The 23,029-nt window shown below is 52.0% G+C and carries 17 protein-coding genes and 1 riboswitch; all 17 genes read right to left on the bottom strand.

The window, feature by feature from the left end:
• Positions 1-234 precede the first annotated feature (234 nt).
• The 17 genes from MKY74_RS21205 to MKY74_RS21125 all read right to left on the bottom strand — a co-directional run bounded on the left by MKY74_RS21205 (position 235) and on the right by MKY74_RS21125 (position 22,885).
• Positions 235-1,155 (bottom strand): pyridoxamine 5'-phosphate oxidase family protein, encoded by a 921-nt coding sequence (locus MKY74_RS21205; RefSeq protein ID WP_076165285.1) that lies wholly within the window; start codon positions 1,153-1,155, stop codon positions 235-237.
• A gap of 44 nt (positions 1,156-1,199) precedes the next feature.
• Complete coding sequence (locus MKY74_RS21200) at positions 1,200-2,321, bottom strand: MFS transporter (RefSeq protein WP_144025326.1); 1,122 nt, start codon at positions 2,319-2,321, stop codon at positions 1,200-1,202.
• A 32-nt stretch (positions 2,322-2,353) separates the two neighbouring features.
• A complete protein-coding gene (gene xerS / locus MKY74_RS21195) occupies positions 2,354-3,424 on the bottom strand; it encodes a tyrosine recombinase XerS (RefSeq protein WP_076165288.1) in 1,071 nt (356 codons plus the stop codon).
• Positions 3,425-3,960: 536 nt separating this feature from the next.
• Positions 3,961-6,225, bottom strand: a complete 2,265-nt coding sequence (locus MKY74_RS21190; protein WP_076165290.1) for a glycoside hydrolase family 3 N-terminal domain-containing protein — start codon at positions 6,223-6,225, stop codon at positions 3,961-3,963.
• Positions 6,226-6,500: 275 nt separating this feature from the next.
• Positions 6,501-8,324: an APC family permease gene (locus MKY74_RS21185; protein WP_076165292.1), complete on the bottom strand. Its 1,824-nt coding sequence runs from the start codon at positions 8,322-8,324 to the stop codon at positions 6,501-6,503.
• A gap of 135 nt (positions 8,325-8,459) precedes the next feature.
• Positions 8,460-8,623, bottom strand: a riboswitch (cyclic di-AMP (ydaO/yuaA leader).
• Positions 8,624-8,828: 205 nt separating this feature from the next.
• Entirely contained in the window at positions 8,829-9,860 is a 1,032-nt protein-coding gene (locus MKY74_RS21180) for a phosphotransferase (RefSeq protein WP_144025327.1), read from the bottom strand.
• A 142-nt stretch (positions 9,861-10,002) separates the two neighbouring features.
• A complete protein-coding gene (locus tag MKY74_RS21175; RefSeq protein WP_076165296.1) occupies positions 10,003-10,332 on the bottom strand; it encodes a hypothetical protein in 330 nt (109 codons plus the stop codon).
• Position 10,333: 1 nt separating this feature from the next.
• On the bottom strand, positions 10,334-12,505 hold the full coding sequence (locus MKY74_RS21170; protein WP_244169141.1) for a PrsW family glutamic-type intramembrane protease: 2,172 nt from the start codon (positions 12,503-12,505) through the stop codon (positions 10,334-10,336).
• 221 nt (positions 12,506-12,726) lie between these two features.
• Complete coding sequence (locus MKY74_RS21165) at positions 12,727-13,050, bottom strand: hypothetical protein (protein ID WP_144025328.1); 324 nt, start codon at positions 13,048-13,050, stop codon at positions 12,727-12,729.
• Between the two features lie 535 nt (positions 13,051-13,585).
• Positions 13,586-13,825 carry a hypothetical protein gene (locus MKY74_RS21160; RefSeq protein WP_076165300.1) on the bottom strand — a complete coding sequence of 80 codons (240 nt, stop codon included), beginning with the start codon at positions 13,823-13,825 and terminating at the stop codon, positions 13,586-13,588.
• The gene (locus MKY74_RS21155) at positions 13,825-14,937 is read right to left on the bottom strand and encodes an oligopeptide/dipeptide ABC transporter ATP-binding protein (RefSeq protein ID WP_084203672.1); all 1,113 of its coding nucleotides are present in this window, start codon (positions 14,935-14,937) and stop codon (positions 13,825-13,827) included. Before MKY74_RS21155 ends, MKY74_RS21160 begins: the two co-directional genes overlap by 1 nt.
• Positions 14,934-15,932, bottom strand: coding sequence for an ABC transporter ATP-binding protein (locus MKY74_RS21150; protein WP_084203673.1), 999 nt, complete (start codon positions 15,930-15,932; stop codon positions 14,934-14,936). The genes MKY74_RS21155 and MKY74_RS21150 overlap by 4 nt, the downstream gene beginning before the upstream one ends.
• A 24-nt stretch (positions 15,933-15,956) precedes the next feature.
• Positions 15,957-16,811, bottom strand: a complete 855-nt coding sequence (locus MKY74_RS21145; protein ID WP_076165305.1) for an ABC transporter permease — start codon at positions 16,809-16,811, stop codon at positions 15,957-15,959.
• A 3-nt stretch (positions 16,812-16,814) separates the two neighbouring features.
• The gene (locus MKY74_RS21140) at positions 16,815-17,816 is read right to left on the bottom strand and encodes an ABC transporter permease (RefSeq protein ID WP_076165307.1); all 1,002 of its coding nucleotides are present in this window, start codon (positions 17,814-17,816) and stop codon (positions 16,815-16,817) included.
• A 39-nt stretch (positions 17,817-17,855) separates the two neighbouring features.
• A complete protein-coding gene (locus tag MKY74_RS21135; protein WP_076165309.1) occupies positions 17,856-19,829 on the bottom strand; it encodes an ABC transporter substrate-binding protein in 1,974 nt (657 codons plus the stop codon).
• Between the two features lie 253 nt (positions 19,830-20,082).
• The gene (locus MKY74_RS21130; RefSeq protein WP_076165311.1) at positions 20,083-20,922 is read right to left on the bottom strand and encodes an AraC family transcriptional regulator; all 840 of its coding nucleotides are present in this window, start codon (positions 20,920-20,922) and stop codon (positions 20,083-20,085) included.
• A gap of 175 nt (positions 20,923-21,097) precedes the next feature.
• Complete coding sequence (locus MKY74_RS21125; RefSeq protein ID WP_076165313.1) at positions 21,098-22,885, bottom strand: SgrR family transcriptional regulator; 1,788 nt, start codon at positions 22,883-22,885, stop codon at positions 21,098-21,100.
• Positions 22,886-23,029 lie beyond the last annotated feature (144 nt).

The raw sequence follows: 23,029 nt of genomic DNA, 5'->3' as shown, positions 1-23,029 counted from the left end.
TACGCTAACGGGATACGATAGCTCAATAAAAACAAGAAGCCAGCCGATCATTTTGACCGGCTGGCTTTATTCAACTAACGGGCAGGATTGCATTGCAGCAACGCAAGGTGGCTTATTTAAGGCCTGTTTCACAATTGGGGTTCAGTCCCCAACCGATGTAAGCAGGTTTTTTTAATTGTAATTACCGTGGTACAGCACAGCAATCGATTTATTTCTTGATAGGCTTTTTGCTGTCTATTTGATGGGGCTGCTTGGGTTGTAGGGAGAGTAGCCTAAGAAGTTCCAGTCAAAAGGAATGACATTTTCAGCTTGGATCACGCCATTAATTCGAAATTCGACCAGACGCTGTGCTCCAGGAAATCTCAACTTTTCTTCCCCGCTAACCTCCCAAACAATTGATGATCGTCCAGTAAGTTGGAGCGTTCTGCCCATATTGAAATCGAGAAACAAGATTCCTGTATTGGGATTAATCTGAATATTGCCAAGCGTATTGAACAACATGTTCCCTCTGTAGTCGGGAAAAACCAATGCGTCATCATCCAACATTTTTATAAAGCCCGGATTGCCCCCGCGATGCGAAGCATCCGTTTTTCCTTCGGGGCCGCTGCTGGCAATAAAAAACGTATCTGCTTCGCGAATCCATCGGTTTTGTTCCGGGGTCAGTATCCCGAGTCTTCCGAATGTTTGCACAGGTCCGAGTCGACGATCAATCGGTGTCAGGCTCCTCATTTGAATATGTTTCGGACAATTCCCATAAATTTGTTCGACATCAACTCTTAGAACATTTTCATCCGTAAACTCGGCATTCCCGTTAACTCGAACCCGAATTTGGTGTTCAAAGTCAATAACGATGAGACCTACATTGCCATTGTGTTGAATGTTTGAGACAAATGGATCTTGGAGCACAAATTGGGTACAAACCTCTATCGTCTTCGGATCCTTCACTTGGATCATGCCCGGGTATCCAGTGATCAGAGACGCCCACAATGAACCTGTCGAGTCCGTTGATGCAATAACCGCAATAGATTGCTGCTCCAAGAACAAATCGAATCCTTGAGGAATAAAAGGTTGAATCATTCTCCCAATCGAATCGGCGGTCGCCTGCACACCAATTCTTTGCTGAACCATACGTTCACCCTCATGGAATACGCTCATCGACTGACTCCTCCTTCGCGGATTGCAGAATCATTGAATAACATCTAGGCCTGTGCTTTCTTTGGGCTGTAACGAACTGCACGGACAGCGATAAGCACAAAACTTAGAACCATGAACAAGATACCTGCCCAGATAATCGATCTCGTCCCGAAATCGCTGATGAATGCCGCGCCAACAAAAGTACCGAAAGATATTCCAAGATTCCCGAACGCTATGAAGAGGCCGTTCGCAAATGTGGGCGCTTCGTATGCTGCGGTAGTAATCGAATTCTGGCAGAGGTTGAGCCCCAGCGTATACAATATTCCCCATACGGCAATCAATAGGGTCATTGGGATAGAGTAATCTCCTAACACATAGATCAGCAGGTAGAGGATCCCGAAGATAATCGGGTAAGCCAATGCTGTTAGCATCGCACGCTTGTGCAGCAAGACGCCCGATAATATATTTCCAATGAATCCCGTTGCTCCAAAAACCAGCAGCATAAGGCTGATTTGTTTTCCGGACATGCCAGTGATTCCGTCTAGAAACTCTGCAAAAAAGCTGAAAGTCGCGTACATTCCGGCATTTAATATAATCATGGTGATGATACTGATCCATACAACAGGTTTGCGTAATACCCCTAATTGAGAACCATACGTCAGTTTTTCTTTTACAGGCATAGACGGAATAAAGATCAGTATGGCAATAAACGTAATCGCATTAATGATGGCAAAGAAATAAAGGGATGCTTGCATTGTTAGAACGTCCGCGAGCAAAGTAGCGATGGGAGATCCGATGACCATTCCGGCAGTGACACCCATGAATATTCTGGAGTTTGCGCGCGTAACGTACTCTTTGCTTACGGAATTAGCCGCAGCAACGAAAGCAACAGAGAAGAATACGGGATGCAAAAAAGCCGGGATAATTCTCGCGACGAGGAGCACCTCGAAGGTCGGTGCATAAACGGAAACAAACCCAGCAATTGAAAATAGTCCCATGACGAGTAACATGGACGTTTTGCTGTTTATTCCCGAGAGAAGCAAAGGCATAAACAGTCCGGAAAGCGCTTTCAATCTTCGTAAGAAACGGGGGATTAGTGGCGAAATCGGCGATAGCGGATTAGTAGATATATGTACAAAATACGAGTTTTGTGAAAAAGCACCAAAGAAATGGCCGATGACGGCCAATTTTTCTACTATTATATATTCACACTACTTCATCACTTATCCATATTGTTAACGGCTTTTCTCATCTCTTCATCCGTTAAATGCGTATAGATCATCGTCGTCTGGATCGATGAATGCCCCAGCTGGTTCTTCAGCCTTGGCACATCGTTGTTCTCCAGGTGGTAGCGGGTTGCGAAGGAATGTCTCAGTGAATGCACCGTCAGTGCCGGTTTACCAAACGCTGCAGCGTATTTTTCGATCAGCTTTTCAATCGATCTCGGTGTTAACCGCCGGCTTTTGCCTTTGCGGCCGATTGGCGCTGCTATAAATAAGTAATTTTCCGATTTTTCCGGTACATATCGCGTTTCCCGGATTTTTAAGTAGCTTTCCAGGTCTAATAAGGCTTGCTGGCTAAAATAAACATATTGTTCCTTGTTGCCTTTGCGCAGTACGCGCACTTGGCCTTTGTTCATATCCAAATCCTCAATATTGATTCCCGCTACCTCGGATAAACGCAGTCCTGACCCGAGGATCAGCGATACGATGGCCGTATCCCGCTCACGGTTAAATTCGTGGAACCGGACCATACGTTTGTTGCTTTTGTTCAGTTCACCGAAATCATGTGCCACAAACTGCCGGAACTTCTCAAAATCGTCTTCACGTAAAATTTTGCCCTCAATGCGGTTCGCCACAGTTTCTTGGCTTTCCTTAATGGAATTAAAGTCGATCTTAGCCATCACATTTCGTTGAATATACGGCTTGAGGTCCGACGTTTCAGCCTTGTTTTGCAGGTAATCAAACAACGACTTTAACGCCGACAATTTCCGGTTGATCGTGTATTTGTTGTTGCCCAGCTGATACTCCAGAAATGACAGAAAATTTTCGACTTCGCGCACGGTCAGTGATTCCAGAACATTCAATTCAACGTCTTTGCGATCATCCGCAGCCTGTTTCTCAGCCACAAGCCAATCAAAAAAGATAAGGTAATCGTGGCAGTAATTCAGCAGCGTCGTGTGCGACAGCTTGCGTTTGCGGCTATCGATGTATTCGGTCACGTACCAAGGAAGCTCCGCACATTTATCGTCAACGCGTTTCATGTAATGCAGCTTCGTGTTTTTATCCATTTATTGCTAAAACCTCCTTAAGTACAGAATAACTTATATTTATTTATTCGTCAAATTATTATTTTACGTAATTATAAATTATAAAGATGGCACGCACCTTGCAGATTCATCTATTCATTCATCTATTCATCTTAGTCACTACTCAGTATGCGGCGCTTGTTCCATCACATCCTCTACCCAAGTTCCAAAAAGCTCCGCGATAAACTTATTATCAATTAGACTCATCATTTTCGTTACGAATGATCTTCATTGTACATTAGTGTTAGTGTTAGTGTTAGTGTCAGTTGGCTTAGCTTTTAAACTAAAATCTTACGTCATCGAACAATCGCCCAGTTATAGATTTGCACCGCTGATATTCATGGACAGCATCTTAACTAAATCGTTCCTATATTAATGAGCCTGATCATTTATTACCGTCTATTTAAAAAAAGTACAATAAAACCGCGCTTACGCGCGGCTAAAATATTGCTAAGTTGTTTTTATTTAACCAACCATTTAAAACCGGTTAGGCCAAATAACCACCATCTTGATACAAATTACTTCATTGTCACCGGCAGCACCCCGCCGGCTTTCAGTTGGCCTAGCAGCACTTTGATCCCGGCGGCTGTATTTGGCTCCTGCTTACCATAAACCGCGATCCCCGAACGTATGTTCTTAATGTAGATCATTTCATATGGATTGCCCAGCGATAACAGCGTATAACGTTTGTTACGTTTGTTCATCTCATCGATCAACGTTTGATAATCGGCCCAGCCAAATTGACTGGCCACGTTACGGAACTGATATGAAGCCAGGATGACGTAATCCGCTTGATCCACCGCCTGAAGCGCCTCATTCGTTTTTCCTTGCCCGACTAGGGCTGTTACTGTTTTCAGCGACAGGTTATTTGCGGCTTGCATCAGCTGTCTCTCGAGCTGCTTCGCCTGCTCCTCATCGGCTGCGACAATCGCAACCCGATCGCCTTGACGAACGGAATCCGGCTGCGCACCGTCACGGCCGGCTAACAAGGTGACCGCTCGCTGTGCGATTTCCTGCTCCACTGTACGATGCTTCTCGGAACCAATGACACCGTTAAGCGCAGCCAATTGCTGTGTAAGGCTTTCGCTGCGGTCAAACAAACCGTATTTCGCTTTCAGCTCCAAAATCCGTTTCACTGACGAATGGATGGTTTCGATCGGTATCGCCCCGCTCTTCACCGCGTTCACCAGCGTTTGGTGCGCGGCTGCCGGATCTTGCGGCATGAGGATGATATCCACACCTGCGGAAACGGCACGTATCACCGCTTGATTTGCGCCAAAATGCTCCGCGATCGCATTCATCGTGAAGGCATCGGAAATGATGACGCCTTTATATCCAAGCTCCCCCCGGAGCAGTCCGGTCAGCACCTTCTTGGATAACGTAGCAGGGATCGGTACGCTGCTTCCGTCCTTAAGTGATGTGACGTGTTCGTTGTCTACTGCTGGAAACGCAATATGTGCGGTCATGATCATCTCTACTCCGTTATCGATGGCAGACCGAAACGGTTTGAGCTCAACGGCATCGAGCCGCTCCCGATCATGTGAAAGCACCGGCATTCCTAAGTGGGAGTCTACTACCGTATCGCCATGGCCTGGAAAATGCTTAACCCCCGCGATGACTCCCGATTGCCGTAGTCCTTGGATCTCTGCGAGACCCAGTCGTGTCACCAAATCCGGATCCGAGCTAAACGACCGCATTCCGATAATCGGATTATCCGGGTTGCTGTTAATGTCGAGCACCGGCGCAAAATTGACCTGAAGCCCGAGCGCCTTTAGCTCTTCCCCGGTCAGCCGTCCGGCCGCTTCGGCGAGCGTTGTATCTCCGGTTGCGCCGAGCGCCATTTGACCCGGCAGATTCGTACCTCCGGGGATTCGTTTAACGACGCCGCCTTCCTGGTCGATGCCAAGGAACAGCGGAATATCGCCTGCCTCCATCTGCAGATCATGCGTCAGAGTGGTGACCTGCCGAGCGTCTACGATATTTTTATCAAAAAGAATAAGTCCGCCCAAATCCTGATCATGGATGCTGCGTTTGACTCCTTCATTGACCGCAGTCGTCACTTGCCCGTTCCATTGCCTGATGTCTGGCATGAGCATTTGGCCGACCTGCTCGCTGACCGTCATATAGGACATCAGCTTATCCCAATCCTGTGCCTGAATGGCCCCTTGACGTTCGAAGCGAATGACCCGTGACATAAATACGGCAAACTCCGCACGCGTCACAGATCGGTCTGGACGAAAGGTGCTATCTGAATATCCGCCGATCAATCCGTTGGAGCTCATGATGAGAATAGGCGCTGCCGCCCAATGCTTTGCTGTATCCGTTATTGTTACGGGTTGCTGGCCTTTTACGAGTGAATAGGCCCGTGTAAGAAACGCCGCCGTTTCGGCACGGCTCATCGGTGCATCCGGATGGAAGGTGCTGTCAGGAAATCCGCTGGCCAGCCCATGTTTTGCGGCAATGGCAATTTCAAGATAAAAAGGATGGTTCTTAGGCACATCTGTATAGGTCATGCCGCCGCCCGCTTCTTGCTGCAGCTCCTGCGGATAAAGCTCCCGCACCATGAAAGTAACGGCCTGCGCTCTTGTGACTTGCCTTTCGGGCATAAACTTCCCGTAACCGTATCCAGCGACGGTTCCCCGTTCGGCCATATAGGTGATGCCGTCTTCCGCCCACTTCGAGTGCTGCAGATCGCTAAATCGTTCTTCCGCAGCTGCGCTTCCTGCCCATACGAGCACAGAACCGAGTACGGCACCGAATATCGTTATTAGTTTCACATTCATCTGTTCCACCCCTGTTGCTGTTCTATATACGTTGATTAGACGCAATGGATGAATTTTTGTTGCGTTAATCCTTTGACACTCTGCACATCGTGAAAATATACGGATCCCCTACTCTGAAGGAAATAAGCCCTTACTCATAAGCCATTACACTCAAGCCATTACTCCCACGGGATTACTCTTTCCCTTCCTATATATCCGCTGCTTTTACGCAAAAAAAAAGACCGCCGGCACAGATGCCGGGGCCTCATTACGAATGGTTTGAACCATCTGAATCGCTATTTTTTTAAATGATACGGTACCGTTGTCACAACAACATCTTTGCGGAATAAAAGATAAGTCCGGATCATCAAACTCGTCTGGTTGTGCAGCAGATTGTGCCAGCTCCGCTTTGGAATAAACTGCGGAATGATCACTGTGACCTGGTAGTTGGATTCGCTGGCTTTCCGGTGCACCGTATCGATAAATTTGCTAAGCGGATGAATGATGCTCCGGTACGGAGAATGCAGCGTCACAAGGCGCACGTCGGGCCGCCATTTTTGCCATTTTTCCTCAAACCGGTTCTCTTCTTCACGTTCAAACGGAATATATACCGCAATGATCTGATCCGCCGCCAGCGACTTCGCATAATTCAGGGAATGCTCCACGACATGCGTAATGCCCGAAACGGGGAGAATGATCACATTGCCTTCAATCGGTACCGCCGGCTCGCACGTCGACAGCCGCAGCTGCTCGCCAACCGCCTCATAATGCTTCTTGATCCGGTGGAACAGATACACGATCAGCGGCAAAAAGATCAGTACCGGCCAAATCTGCGCAAACTTGGTTGCGAAGAACATCACCGACACCGTGAAGCTGATCAGCGCGCCGATCGTATTGATGACGAGCTTCGTCACCCAACCCTGCGGTTTTTCCCGGATCCACTTGACGATCATTCCCGTTTGCGAGAGCGTGAAAGGGATAAATACCCCTACCGCGTACAGTGGGATCAAATGTTCCGTCTGTCCGTGGAAAGCGACGATCAGCACGATGGACAGTAGCCCAAGGATGATGATTCCGTTCGAATATCCCAAACGGTCACCGCGGACAGTAAACATCCGGGGAATAAACCGGTCTTTGGCTAAATTGACCGCCAGCAGCGGAAACGCCGAATATCCGGTGTTGGCCGCCAGGATCAAGATCAGTGCCGTCGTGCCCTGGATGAAAAAGTACATAAAATTCCGTCCGAACGTCTGATTGGCAATCTGGGATACGACCGTCTCCTGGGGATTTGGGGATATACCCAAATAATAAGCAAGAAATACGATGCCCGAGAAGAGTACAGCCAGCAGAATCCCCATTGCCATCAAGGTTTTGGCCGCATTGTTCGGAGCCGGATCCTTGAAGTTCGGGATGGCGTTCGAGATCGCTTCGACCCCGGTCAGAGCGGAGCTGCCCGAGGCAAAAGCTTTTAAGAGCAGGAACAGGCTGATTCCCGCCACCGGCGTCCCGACCGGCGTATGCAAATGCGGTGAAACGTGACCGGTCACGATGTTGTACATACCGACGCCGATCAAAATGAACAGCGCTAAGGCGAACAGATACACCGGATAAGCCAGGATGGAGGCGGACTCGGTGACGCCCCGCAAATTCAGCAGCGTGATGAGGATGACGAAGGTGACGGCAATCCCCACCGTATGCTCATGCAGCGCCGGAAACGCCGAAGTCAGCGCGTCCGTGCCCGCCGAAACGCTGACCGCAACAGTCAGAATGTAATCTACCAGCAGCGATCCGCCGGCCACCAGCCCGGGATAGATTCCCAGATTCTGTTTGGAGACGACGTAAGCGCCGCCGCCATGCGGATAAGCGAAGATGATCTGCCGGTAGGATAAAATGAGTGCAGCCAGCAAAATCAGTACGCCGATTCCGATCGGTATCGAATACCAGAACGCCGCCGTGCTGACCGTAACCAGAACCAGCAAAATTTGCTCCGGCCCATACGCTACGGACGACAGCGCATCGGAGGATAGAATGGCCAAAGCTTTTTTCTTATTCCGTTTTTGTTCTCCCAATTCGGTAGACTTCAGCGGCCGTCCGATCAAAAGTCTTTTCAATGCTGCCATAAAATGTTTGTCACCGCCAGTGTTAGAGTTGAAATGCTCATGATGTACCCGTTAGACACGTGTTCAACCCTTTTTGGGCACAACAAAAAAAGCCGCAGGAAAGCTGGACCTTCCCGTGGCTTTACGCGCACGACAAATCCCTCTTTCATAACGCTTACGAGGTTAGCTGACGGATTCGGGACCGAAAGTATCCCTACACTCAATAAATGAACATCAAGTGATTCACCCCTGGGACGAAGGCTTAGCTTCCTCCCTTTGGTTCCCCCGCTCCTGATTTCAGAATTCAGCGATCAAGGAGTACTACGTTTCAGGTTCACAAGTTCACGATTACGAATTGAATCTTACTCCTTCCGGATACCTGCTGTAAAGAAGCAAACGGTTTGAGATACGTATGAAAAAATTCAAAAGAACTTCATGTCAACGCTTACATTGGCGGCACTCTATTAATTTCTGGCTGTAGCTGTGCATATCGCTTGTTTACGCTATTAAATTCATATCGGACTTCTATATATTTCGATCCGCCGCATTCCTCAGCGAAGCCTCTACGGTATCCAGCCGGTTCAAGCAGTGATGCCGGACCATTTCGAGGTCGTTATCCAGCTGGTCTGGCTCCAGGTCACGCTGCAAAATATTCATGCACCAATGGGTCAGGTTTCTCAAATGATGGCGGTATGCATAATAACGCAGTAAATCCGGGTTCAGCTCCATCTGTTGACCTAGTTCCTGCTCATACCCTTTGAGAAAATGACCCAGTCCGTCCCCGATATACCCCACGATATCCAGCTCTGGGGGCGCGAGCATGGCTGCTTCCCAGTCCAGGACGACAAGCCGTCCGTCTGCGGTCTCCATCAGATTCCCTCCCCACAGATCACCGTGACAGAGCACATTGGGGGCCGGGTCAAGTACGAGACGTTCACGAACCCCTGTGATCTGGTGCAACAGCTCGGTTATGCGCGTTTGCTGAGGGATAACAAGCTCACGCAGCAGCTGGCTAGCGGGATTTGCACCGGGCTGAAGATGTTCAAGCTGCTCCAGGCATTGGATCAAATGCTCGGAAAAGGAGACATCATACGTTTCAACCGCAAGGCCGGATGTGGTAGTGAAAGGAGTCGACTTCCGAATCCGCGCCGCCAGCCGTCCAACACGCTCCAAGTTATGCTTGGAAAAAGGGTAAGCCTCAGCTAAGGTATCTCCTTCGATAAATTGAAACAGCACCGCTGTGCAATCAGGAAGGGAAAGCAGAAAAGCACCGCTTAAGGTTCGGAATGGACAAGGCAATTCCATAAATCGGCCGGTCTGATGCAATTCCCACATAAACGGCACATAACGCCTGCAGCGAAGGATGCTTTGGCGGTGGCTGTCATTGCTATGGTCAAACAGTTTCAGATAGGATCGCGTCCCATTTTCTCCCTCCACCCGGTAAGAATAGGCCGAATCTCCATAAGGGATAAAAATAAGCCTCCGGGCAGCAATTCCGTAAGCTTCGTTCAAGTGATGCACAAAAGCCCCTTCGTCCATTCGATATGACTGCCTCACTTCGCTCTCCCCTTTCCCCTTTACATCGTAGCGCGGTTAAAAGCAATCAAGCCCGGTGTCTGTGTAACCCGGACTTGATCGCACTCACCTCTTAGGAGATTAAAACAATCTTTCATTCATTCACCAATGTTAACAGGCAATGTTAACCGATGTAGACCACCGCACCGCCGCGCCTGTACGCCTTTGGCAGTTCCGTCTCCAGCAGCTCGAGTCTGCGTAACATGTGGTCGAGGTCGTCCCCATGCATGTGGCTTCGCGCCCATTCTTTAAGCTGGGACACTTCGCCCAAGACAGACGGGATGTCCTCGGACTCCACGTCTGTACCGTCCTGGAAAAGTGCGACCCACTGCAAGTTCAGCTCTTCCACCGCCGGCACCCAATATTTCTGGAAAAAGGATTCCGTCGCCACCGGAAGCATAAAGGACCGTTCAAATTCGTCTTCCGGGTCCACAATAATGGCGCTGATTGACATGTTATTTCACCCCAAATCGAATGTTGAATGTATAATCCGGGAATTCTTGACGCAGCTTGTTCAAGCTGTTCTCCGCGGCTGTCCGTAACGCCGGCGAGTCCCCGTCCAGCTGAAACTCAAAATGCCGGATTCCTTTGATTTGCTCCAGTGTCGGGATCTCCGCCGTTCCATCAGGCGTCGTTCGCGTCCCAACCGCCTTCTGCATCAGGTTGTTGATCCGCACCTTCGTTTTCTGGTACAACTGCTTATCTGTAAATTGCTGCGGCGTCTGCTGCGGCTTACCCGTTTTTGGATGGATGCGGTCGAGCCCTTGCGCCGACTTGGCTTCATAGAAGATGCCCTTCTCCAGATCGACGCCGTCAAACTCCCCAAGCGCTCCGTTCTTGGCATCGTGGAGCTCCACCCCACGGTACTTCGCTTTGCTCCAATGTACGTAATCGTCTGCATCGTTCTTCGGCGGCTGCTCCTCGGGATCTTTTTCCTTCTTTGGCGGTGGATCCTCTCCATCTGGCTTATGCGGCTTCTTGGGCAGGTCAGGTTCCGGCTTCGGCTCCTTTCGCCGTTTAAGCAGCTTCTCCAGCCAATCCTTCAGCCTGCTGCCGCCCTTCTTTCCGAAGCGTTCGGCCAGCCTGCCGAACGGAACACGGCTCAGTGCCAGCGCAAGCAGCGTAGAGATCACATTTTCGGGGGTGAGCAGCCTTTTCGGATCGCGGATATCCTTAGCGATTTCATGGCCGCTCGCTGGTATGCTCGCCGCCGTTAAGGCAATGCCGAGAGCGGGCCAGAAGCTGACGAACATGAAGGACAAAGCGAACGCTCCGAGCACGATGGCGCTTTTTTCCCAAAAACCGAGGCGGTCCCACCAGTTCTGCAGCGAATCGAACATGCATGAGAAGCAAGCCGGATCGGCGGGATGGACGTGCGCCTGGAAATAAGCGGCGAAGCCCGCCAGCCCGGCGACCAACAGAAGGGCCGCGGTTACACCGGCGGCGGCACGGAAATGCTTCAGCATCCTCGTTTGCAGGTCACCCTGCAGCGCGGCCGCTTCCTGATTGCCGTATAGGAGCGAGAAGCCCAGCTCCCTGCGTTCCCGGGTCCAGGACATGACGCTCGCCAGCCGTTCCCTGCGGGTCAAGAGAGACTCCAGCATATACCACAGCTCTGGCACCGGGTTGATCCATCCTTCGCCTTCCATTCTCGGCAGCCGGCTTTTCACCCGATTCAACGAGACGTAATCCAGCACGAGCCCAATTGCCAGCATCAGGAGGAACACGCCTTTCGTGCGGTATCCGCTCCCCGTCAGGTCGCTGATTTTCATAAACCAGTCCGGCAAGGAGCCCTGCCCGTTATATGCGGCATGATCGATGATCGACCAGACGAGCAGCAGTGCAGGCAGGGCGAAGATGGCGTCGCTCAGCCGCTTGCGCAAACGCACGGCCAAACCGAGCCCTAAGGTTATCATGCCGGTGTGCACAGGATGACTGACCGACATGATGGTCGGAAAGATGCTTTCTTCAAACCGGCCGGGGAACAGCGTCCAAAAATCCCAATGGATGGTTTCCCCACCAAGCATCGTCACACTGTAGCCGTACGTCCGCCCGATGATGCCGGAGTTCAGCCAGCGGCGCGTCAGCTCTTCCATCAATTGAAAGCCCACGCCCGCCCCGGCTCCGGCCAGCGTATAATCGGCAAGGCTCATGGAAGAGGCGCGCCGTGAAAAGAGTAGAAACAGACCGAGCGGCAGCAGCTTCCACACTTCCTCGAAGATCGGGGTCAGGACGGCCTGGGACCAGGTGTCCCGCGTATCCCCGCCAAACAGGCCGTGAGCCGCGAGCAGTGTCAGCGCCGTAACCGGGATGACGAGAAAGATGCCCAGCAGCATAAACATGGCCGCCTGCTTCCAGGTAAATGTTTTGCTCCGGCAAAGAAACCAAAACTGCAGCATGACATAAAAGGACCATAAATACTGAACGAGCATCGTGCGTGAATCCCGGTACAGGAACAGGCCCAGGATAAAAAACAAAAGGGATACCCAGCACCAAATCGTATATAAGGTTTTGAGCCAGGGGAGGCGCTGGAGCGTTCCCTGCACCCACCGATACACCCCTTCAGCGATATCCCTGATTCCGTTTCGGATGTTCCAGATCGTATCCGTTTCCATCTCCTCCTTCATGGCATCACCCTGATTCTGAGGGGCTGTCCTGACAAGAGCTGTGAAGTTATAAGATCGGCTTCCTCCCCAATATACCTTATATTCGTCTTGGTAGGGCAATGAATATGGGGATGTAAACCAAAACTGGACCATTTTCCCCCTCCAAGGGGACGAAGGTCAGCCGAAAGGCCGCCGCTAACTGGCACGAGTGGTGCATAGCTCCTATAATCAATCCGTCCTGTTCACTCGTTTCTGAAGATTTGCAGGACCGTGTCCGAGATAACCTGCTCCGGGACGTCTCCGTGCAGCGTATACAGAAAATCACCCTTCACGAAACGATACACCGCTTTCTCCGTTCGGTCATCGCGAAGCTCCTTCGTGGATGGAACGGCTTTCTGGTGAGACAGAACCGGATAAGGGGACGGACCGCGCAGCCGGGTAACGGACAAGCGTAATCCATTTGGGTAACGGATTCGAATCTCCGGTTCCATAAATTTATCGTCATACACCTCGACCGTGCGAATCTGATCTTCATCCGGAAAACGAAGCTCGCTTCGAAGAAACACCCTCGCCTCCTGCATCGTACTTGGGCGCAGGTTTCGGTCCCAAAATAGGCCTGCACTCAAAATCATCAATACGACCAAGGCTGTAACAGACATTGCACTGATCAGTATAAAAAGAAGCTGTCTGCTTTCCTTTTCCAACGGTCTGCTCCTTCCCGCTACGGTTTGAATATACGTGTGTATATTAACGACGCGAGAACACAGGCAAGGGTTACGGGGGTTAACCCGATACGAAATATAAATTTAATGAATTTGGACGCGGTTACTCCTGAAGGATCAGTTACATTTGATTTCAACTTGATATTAACCTGTATATGCGGGGCAAAATTCTGCCGGGACATGGTGGAGAACGATACTTATTAATGAGATTTATAATTAATATGATTAAATAAAAATGGTAACCCCCTCTTTTTCCTTTAACATCGTGCCTATGAAACCGAAAAGCACGCTCCCCACAGCGGGAATCGTGCTTTTTAAGGGTGATTCGCTAATTAATTCATGCCGTTAATTATTGGATGTCCGTCCTGTAGTTCCGAAGTCATTTCCCATCGGGCTCCTGCGCCTCTTCCAACCTGCGGCGCTTGGCATCCCGCATTTTCCGCCAGACGGAAACGAGGATGATGCAGCCGGAGAGAATGATATTGATCCAGACCGACAGAACAACCACGACATACGGCCCGGTGCCGGGCTTTACCGCCGTCAGGGAGACGAAACAGAGCAGCAGCAGGACTAGTGACATCGAAAGAACGATTCTGGACAGTGCTCCGAAGTCCCCCATCACACGCTTTTGATGGCGCCGATGTCAGCCATCTTGCGCTGCCACAGCTCATGCGCCTCCTCCGCGTAATGACAAGCCGTCTGCTCCGAGCCCACCAAGCGGAGCTGGGGCTCTTCCGAGGAGCAGCGGTCCGTGGCCATCGGGCACCGCGGATGGAAGCGGCAGCCAGACGGCGGTTTGGCCGCGTTCGGCATCTCCAGACTGCGCAGTGGCAGATCCGCCATCGCTTTGGCGATTTCGGGATCGGGCGTCGGAACGGCGGACAGCAGCGCCTGCAAATAAGGATGCTTCGGATGGCTGAGGACATCGTTGACCCCGCCAAGCTCCATCACGCGTCCGAGATACATAACGGCCATGCGGCCCCTTCCGGCGATGTAGCGGGCCGTTGCCAGATCGTGCGTAATATAGATGATGGCGATGTCCAGCTTGCGGTTCAGCTCTGACATCAGGTTCAGGATCGAGATGCGCAGCGACACGTCGATCATGGAGACGGGCTCGTCGGCCACGATGATCTTCGGATTCAGCGAGATGGCGCGGGCCATCAGAATCCGCTGGCGCTGGCCGCCTGACAGCTGGTGCGGGTATTTATCGAGGAAGCGTTCCGGCGGTGTCAGGCCGACGGTCTGCAGCAGCTCGATGACCCGTGACCGGGCCGCCTTGCGGCCGCGGACGATTTTACGCTGCAGGATGGGGGCCGACAGCGACTGGTAAATGGTCCGCATCGGATTCAGCGCGGCATAGGAATCCTGCTGCACCAGCTGAACGTCGCCGCGGAATTGGTTCGCCTTCTCGCCGCTGAGTTTCGTTACCTCCTGCCCCTTGTACAGCACCTTGCCTGAAGTCGGCTTTTGCAGGCCCGTGATGATGCTGCCAAGCGTCGTCTTTCCGCATCCGCTCTCGCCAACCAGCGCGATGATTTCGCCGGGATGAATGTCCAGGCTGACATCGACGACAGCTCCCACTTTCTGGGGAGGACCAAACATGCCCTGGCTCCGTTCAAAGTACATGCTTACGCTATCGAGCCGCATCAGCGCTTCGGAACTTTCCGTTCTGGCCGCTTCCCGCAGCCGCTGTCTGGGCTCTACCTCAAATTCAATATTTCTGGCATTCATGACGTACGCACCTCCGCAACCGACTCGGGATTCGGATATAGATGACAAGCGACTTCATGCCCAGCGGGCGTATACACCTTGATCGGATTCTGTTCCTTGCATTTCGCGTGCGCATATTCGCACCGCGGGTGAAACGGGCATCCCGGCGGCATGTTGAGCAAATCCGGCGGAGATCCGGGGATCCCCTTCCGTTCCGACACGTCTTCATACAAGCTCGGAACAGCTTTCATGAGCTTTGCGGTGTAAGGGTGCTTCGGCCGCTTGAACATATCGTAGACGTCGCCGGCTTCGACGACATTGCCTGCATACATCACGCCGACCCGGTCGGCGGCTTTGGCGACGACGCCGATATCGTGGGTTAGGAGCAGCATGGTTATATTCATGTCTTTGTGGATCTTTTTCAAAATATCAAATATATAAGCTTGAGTGATCACGTCCAGCGCAGTCGTCGGCTCATCAAGGATAACGAGCTGCGGATCGAGCAGCAGGCTGAAGGCGATCATAACCCGCTGCTTCATCCCGCCCGAGAGTTCGTGGGGAAATGAATTCAGTACCCGGTCCGGATCAAGCCGGACATAATCGAGCAGATTCCGCGCTTTATCCACCATCTGCTTCTCCGTATACGATTTGGAATGGGCCCGAAACGTCTCGATGATCTGATCCTTGATTCGGGCGACGGGATTAAGCGCGTTTTGCGCCGCCTGAAACACCATCGACACTTGCTCCCATTTATAAGCCTGCAGTTCTTTTTTACCCAGGCTCATCACATCCCGGCCATCAAACGTGATCGATCCGCCGGCAACGCGTCCGGGAACCGAAATCGCCCGCATGATGGCGGATGCCATCGTGGATTTGCCGCTTCCGCTCTCCCCGACCAGGGCGGTGATCTGTCCCTTGGGGATGACAAAATCGGCTTCATTGACAGCCCGCAGCAGACCTGCGCGCATCGGGAATTCGATCGTCAGCCCCCTCACTTCCACCAATGGTTCCATCATTTTCTCCTCCTTCATCGCCGGCCCTTACGATCTCAGTCTCGGATTCAGCGCCTCTTCCAGCCCGTTGCTGAAAAAGATGCAGGCCATTTGGAACAGCCCCAGGCACATGATCGGCGAGATCAGGTAGATATAGCCTTTGGGGTTGAAGATGCCGCCGGTGTTCTGTACGGCCAGCTGGATCATCATCCCCCAGTTTGTCGGGGAATATGGAGCTAGACCGAGCATCATCAGACCAACGCTGGCAACGATGGCCCCTTGGGCCGCCATAATAAAGTTGATCGCCAGATACGGCGTCAGGTTCGGAAGAATCTCCCGGAACAGGATATAGGGCGTTTTCAGGCCCATAATCCGGCAGGCGATAATAAATTCGCGGTTTTTCAACGACAGCAGCTGGGACCGGATCGCCCTGGCGAGCGGCGCCCATGACCATGCCGCCAATATAAAGGAGAACATGACCGGATTCTTGATCTGCACGAGCGCGGCGACGATCATCAGCACGGGAAAGCTCGGAACGGTCAGAAACAGGTTGGTGATGAACATCAGCACCGTATCGGTTTTGCCTCCGACAAAGCCGGATACCGCCCCAATCACGAATCCGAGCACCAGCGTAAACAGGGCGGCGAACAGCCCAATCGACAGCACGTCCCGGGAACCGTATACCAGCTGCAGGAATGTATCCCTGCCGCCGTAGTCGGTGCCCAGCCAGTGGGCGAAGGACGGGCTCTTATACCGGCCGTCGAAGTTGACAGTCATGTCCAGCGAGGCCATCATGGGCCCGAAGATGGCCATAAAGATGAAGATCGCCAGGATGATCATGCCTGAGAACGCTTTCTTGTTGCGGTACATCGTCTGCCAGAAATCGATAAATCCTTGACTCATCCGTCAGCCCTCCTCCAGCTTGACGCGTGGATCCAGCTTGGCATAAATGAGGTCCGAGGCCAGGTTGGCCAGAATGACCGCGATGCTGGTCACGAGCAGCAAGCCCTGCATCAAAGTATAGTCGCGCTGCTGTGTTGCCTGCCCGATGTAATAGCCCATACCGGGATAACTGAACACATTTTCGATCAGCGGCGATCCGCCGAGCATAAAGCCGAAATTGACGGCCAGCGTCGTAATCAGCGGCAGCATGGCGTTGCGCTTGACGTAACGGCTCATCAGCGTCCGTTCGGAGACCCCGCGGATGCTGGCGGCGACGATATAATCCTCACCCAGCACGTTGACCGCGCTCCCCTTCATCGTCAATGCCCAGGTGCCGATCGTCGTAATGACGTAAGTCAGAATCGGCAGCGCGCCGTGATACAGCACGTTTAGGATGAACGGAAGGTTGAAGCCGGGCTCCACGATCGGGTCATAAGCCCCGTTGACCGGGAACCAGCCGAATTGAAAGGCGAAAATAACAAGCAGCAGGATGCCGACGATAAAGTTAGGCACCGAAGACGTCAGGATCGCATAGATCGAGATGATCGGATCCAGAACCGTCTTGCGCTTGAACGCCATCATGGCGCCCAGGTTAATGCCGATCAGGAAGCTGATAACGAGCGACACGCTGAGCACAAACAGCGTCCAAGGCAGCGCGTTAGCGATAATTTCGTTTACCGAAACGTTCTGATAGATCATGGACATGCCCAGATTGCCATGCAGCAGTCCTCCCAGGTACCGTCCCAGCTGGGTGAAGATCGGCTCCTTCGGATTATAATTGATCATGGCCGTAATCTGGCGGTACGCTTCCTCGAGACTCATCCCGCGCTGGGTGGCAAAGTCCCTCGCCCACGTATCGATCGCACTGCCGGGCGTCATCCGCAGCAGGAAAAACGTAAGCAGCATCGCGAGGAAGACCGTGATCAGGGAAACACCGATTCTTTTTAAGACCCCTTTCAGGCTCATTCCTGTCACCTCCAAGTGTTTATCCGGCTTGTGCGGCCATTATCTCGGCCAATACTCTTCCGGCATGTACGTTGAGTTGAAGCCGTGGTTCAGGTGGGTGATGGCCAGCTGCTCATCCGGATCGGTAGCGAGCGGCATATCCCGGTTGTATTGAACGATTTGGTCCATCATCGGGAAGTTCCCGGACATCGTTTTGGTATTCAGCCAGGCGCCTGTGGCGTTCTGGAAGAAGTTCACGCCCCAGCAGTTTTCGTTGGCGATCCAGGCCAGGTTGTCGATGATTTTGCGGCGTTCCTGTTCGTCCTGAACATAAGGGAACCGCTTCATTTCCTTGTCGATATCGTACACTTTCCCGTCAATACCCTTCAGCTTCAGATCGAGTTTGCCGGTATCGACTTCGTTGCCGTCCGCGTCCTTCTTCTTGACGTTCGGGAAGCCGACCTTCGTTTTCGTTCCCTGCCAGAACAGTACCCGCATCGAGCTCCACGGATTCTGGAAGCCCCAGGACACGTCAACCCAGTCCATGGACATATCGTATTGTCCCTTGTCGGCGTTGGAGAAGTAGATGGTGCTGTCCACAGCCTTCAGCTTCGTCGGAATGCCGAATTTGGTGAACTGCTCCGCAGCGATTTGCGCCGAGTTCACGCCTGGTGCCCAGTTGTTCGGCGCTCCGATGATGAAGGAAGGCACCTTGCCGTCAGGATCGCGCCATAAACCATCGGATCCTTTGGTCCAGCCGATCTCCTTCAGCAGCTCGGCCGCCTTATCCAGGTTCGTCGTATAATCGGTCATCTGATCGAGGACGGATTTGTCGACTTCTTTTTCGAGTGACGAAGGCATGATGCCCGTCATCGATATTTTCGGGTATTCCTGGCCGTAAAAGTTGCCGATTTCGCGCAGCTTTTTCTTATCCAGCACATAGGTCAGCGCCTGCCGGAATTTGAGGTTGTCGAACGGCTTGTTGCGGATGTTGTACATCAGCCCCACGCTCGCCGGATCATACATCCGGTAGTGAACCAGATCTTTGTTCTGCTTCAGCAGCGATTCCAGGATGTCCTTCGGCGGGGTGCCGTCGTACCAGTCGAGCTTGCCGGCCTTCACGAGAGCGTATTGTGCCGAGAGCTCCGGAACGTTTTTGATCCAGATCTTGTCAAAATGGACCGCATCGGGTCTCCAGTAATCTTCAAACTTATCCAACAGCATATCGGTCGTCGTCACTTTTTCAAACTTATACGGTCCGGTGCCGACCGGAATTTTCGGGCCCGCACGGGTGAATTCATTCCAGTTCAGGGCGATTTTTTTGCTGAGCTCGTCCGTAATATCCAAGTTGAACGGTCCGTCCTTGGATTTGTCTGTAAGCGGTTTCGCTTCTTTCAGCAAAGCGTCGGCCTTATCCACGTATTTCTTGTAGATGTGGTAAGGAATTTGGCCCTGGAGATCCTGGGCGAGGAGCAGCTTTCTGAGTTCGGGATACGGCGCAGGGTTCATCCAGTGAAAAACAATGGTGTAGTCATCGGGGGTTTCGATCGAAGTCAAATACTTCGTCACTTCGGCCCCGTTGTTCAGCCGGTAGTACGCCCATACATCTTTACTGGTAAAAGGGGCTCCGTCATGCCACTTTACGTTCTGATGCAGATGTACGGTCGTCGTTTGCTCGGTATCCTCGGAGGATTCCGCCAGCCGATTGTACACATTGTTCATGGACCGGATAAAGAAGAAGAGGCCTTCAAACATGTAGCGGTTGTTCGTATCCCCGGTTCCTCCGGAGCCGAACGGGTTGCCTTGGTAAAGCGGTGGCTTGGGCCATCCGCCCAAGACGTGGAAAATCTTGTCCTTGTTGTACTTGATCTGCGCATCCGGAACCGGCTGCTGCATATCTTTCACTTCGCCGGCGCTGAGCCGGTCCACCAGGCCGGGAGCTGAGGTGCCGCAGCCTGAGACGATCATTACGGCTCCGAGCACAATGCTTAAACAAAGGCCTGATAATCTTTTGCGTCCGCTCAAGAGGTTCATGCAGTTCCTCCCGTCTAGGTTATCTTCTCCAGAAGATTGGCTCCTGGAGTATTCCCTATTATAGCGAACGATTTCAGAATCAAGTTCATAAAAACGCTTACATACTCTCCCGAAAATGTATAGAATCGTTTCGTTTTCGACGGTCGAAAACTTTTATATTCATTCTGTACCAGATGCCAGCAAACGGCTGGCACAGCCCCTGTTCACAGCAAAAAGGCCCTTTGGACAAGGACCTTCCGAGTTATTCACAGCATTAACTTTCCCCGCTGCGCCTCCATTCCATCGGCGTCATGCCCACATGCTTGACGAACAAGTCATGAAAACGGCTGGACGAGCTGAAGCCGACTTCGGAGGCGATAAATTCAACGGGCTTGCGCGAGGTGTGCAGCAGCCGCTTGGCTTCGTCAATCCGCAAGGAAATAATGTACTGTTTAGGTGACATGCCGATGCGGTCGGTAAACTTTTTGCGGAAAATGCTTTCCGACAAATAGTGGTTCGCCGCCAGATCCGACACCTTCAGCGATGTATGGTAATTCTGGTGAATTTCCTTCAGCGCGTCCTGAATCATTTGCTCTTCAGGATGCTCCGAGGGGGCTTCAGCCGCTTGGTCGCACGTTCCCGTATGGTAAGCAAGCAGCAATGTCTCCAGAGCATTGCGCAGCAGATCGTAGGAATATTCGGTCTTCTCTTCCCGCCTGCATTCTTCCTCAATCTGGTGCATGGCGGCTAACGCGCGCTCTGCGGCGCCAGGGGTCAAAGATGCCTTCAGGATCGGACCCGGACGCTGCGAAAACGCATGCGACATCAAATACTGGCAGTAAGGCGGAAGGTTCTGATCGTAGATGTGCAGCGAATAGCCTTCCCAGGCTTTGATACAGACGTAGCTGTGCTTCAGACCTGCCGGAATTAACAGAAGATCCCCAGGAAGTACTTCAACGTTCTGTTCCCCTGCAGCATAAAAGCCTTCTCCCCTCACCAGGAGGGTGATCTCGGCGGATAGGTGGGAATGGGATTGAAATATTCCTTCCTTGTTATCCTTGTCGCTCGGATTTGTATGAAAGTTCGCGATGCAGTCCATAAATCCGATATCCATCAGCGATCCCTATCCTTTTCGAATGAAATTGGTTGAAAACGGTAGCCTTACGATAACACATACCCTAAAGACTGTATGTCAGACGGAAGTATGGGGACGAATGGCCCCTGCCAGCCTTGAAAAAGGGTTCTCTACATGCATTGACGCCCGTCACGCCTTGCATGCACCTGCAACCTCAGCGCTTGACCCACACATCTTTGTAGTTGATTTTACCCCAGGTATCCAAGGTAATGCCGCCTAAGGATTGATCATGTCCGATGATGTGGATGCTGTGGTACATAAATAACAGATGATGGTCTCTCTTTAACTGATCTTCAATCCGCCTCAGCAAAATCCTTCTTACGGTGTAATCCGGTTCTGCCAGAACCTCGGACAGCGCCCGGTCTACCCCATCCTTCGCGGCTCCGTCCAAGTGGTTGCGGATATATCCGTAATGGGAACGGTACATTTCGATCAAGGACACGGAAGGTTCGTTACCGAGTACCTCTCCGGCATAAATCATATCGGCTTGTTTCAAGACGGATGGATTCGTCAGCTCACGGATCGGCATCACATGGACTTCCACCTTCACCCCGATGTCTTCGCAGGCCCGACGGATCCATTCGGTATCCAGCTCGTTACTGGTCATTTCGTAAGTGTACAGGGTCAGCGTTTCTCCACGGTAGGCGGATTCGGCCAGGCAGGCTCTCGCGAGCATCAATTCCCCGCCCCGCCCGTACGCCTCGTCATGGTCATACGGATTAAAGCCCGAGGAGGGCTGTTCTCTCTTTCCTCCCAGCTCCTTGACCATCTGTTCGCGGTTAATAGCTAAATGGATGGCCTCCCGAAGCTTAACGTCATGAAGAATTCCGTCCCTCGACAGATTAAAAGTCATATAGGTACTGCCTTCTTCGAGCCGGGTCAGCAAAGTGCCCGTTTTCTTCTTACCTGTCGGTTCAAAATAGAGCACCTGCGTGTCACGTTCCTGAAGTCTGTCGGGCTTGAGATGCTCCAAATAGTTCGGCCAAACCCAAATCTCGATGCGGTCCATCATCGGCCGGCCCTGGAAATACCGTTCGTTCGCTTCGAGGATCATGCCGTTATCGCTGTTCTCCTTCATGACAAATGGGCCTGTACCTACCGGCATCCGCCGTATATCCCGGGTCGCCGCAATGCGGTCCAGATCTTTAGGTACGATGGAGAAGCGTTCTGAAGCCAATAGATGCAGAAAAAGGGCGTTAGGTTCACTTAGGTGAAAACGTACGCTGATATCGCTCAGGACCTCAATCCTTGCCACATTCGCCATGAACCAGTCCGGCGGATTCAGCTGCCCAAAGCGCTGGAACGTAAATTGAACGTCTTCGGCCGTCATCACCTTCCCGTGATGAAACAGCACGCCTTTACGCAAATAAAAGGTCCATTCGGTGTACTCGTGATCCGATTCCCAGTAATGGGCGAGCCCCGGCTTGATCACGTGACCGGCCGTGTCGAACTCCACCAGCGTGTTCAAAATCTGTCGAATCAGGTGGGTCTCCGTGCGGCGAATGACGAACAGCGGCTCGAGATCGGGCACCGGCCGGTAAAATGGGAAACGGAGAATGTCCTTATGGTCGGAAGCCTTCTGCGCACCAAACTGCCCGGTCAGCCAATCGGAAAAATGGGATTCGGCCAGGGGGTCCGTATGCGCATGCAGCAGCCCAAACGCCTCGCCGACATGTCCTTTTAAAGCCAGTTCCTTGGCTTTGTCCAACAGCAGCTCCTGTGCATCGGCAACCAGGACGAGCCGCGACGTATTGCCCCGGCCCAAACCGCTCTGCCAATCAATAAGTCCCTGCTCCTTCATTTTCTGCACGAGCAGCTGTGCATTTCGCCGGGTGCATTCCCATATGTCCTCCAGCTCCTGCATCGTCACCTGGATCGAAGAGCCTCGGGGCTCGGAAGCAAAGTGTTGATTCAGTTTATTGTAGTAATGGACAACGTCCATATGAATTCCCCTCCTTTGCCATGAAAAGGCGAAAAATAAGTTTGCAGCTTTCGCCTTTCCCTTCGCCTTTTTCAAAATTATAATTTGACTTGTATGAAACGTAAAGAGAAGGTATTGAAACATGTACTCGGCAGAGCCCCGGTA

Source organism: Paenibacillus sp. FSL R5-0378 (assembly GCF_038009285.1).
Classification (GTDB): Bacteria; Bacillota; Bacilli; order Paenibacillales; family Paenibacillaceae; genus Paenibacillus_AQ; species Paenibacillus_AQ favisporus.
The sequence above is the reverse complement of the archived record's forward strand: the minus strand, read 5'-3'. Positions and strand labels throughout refer to the sequence as shown.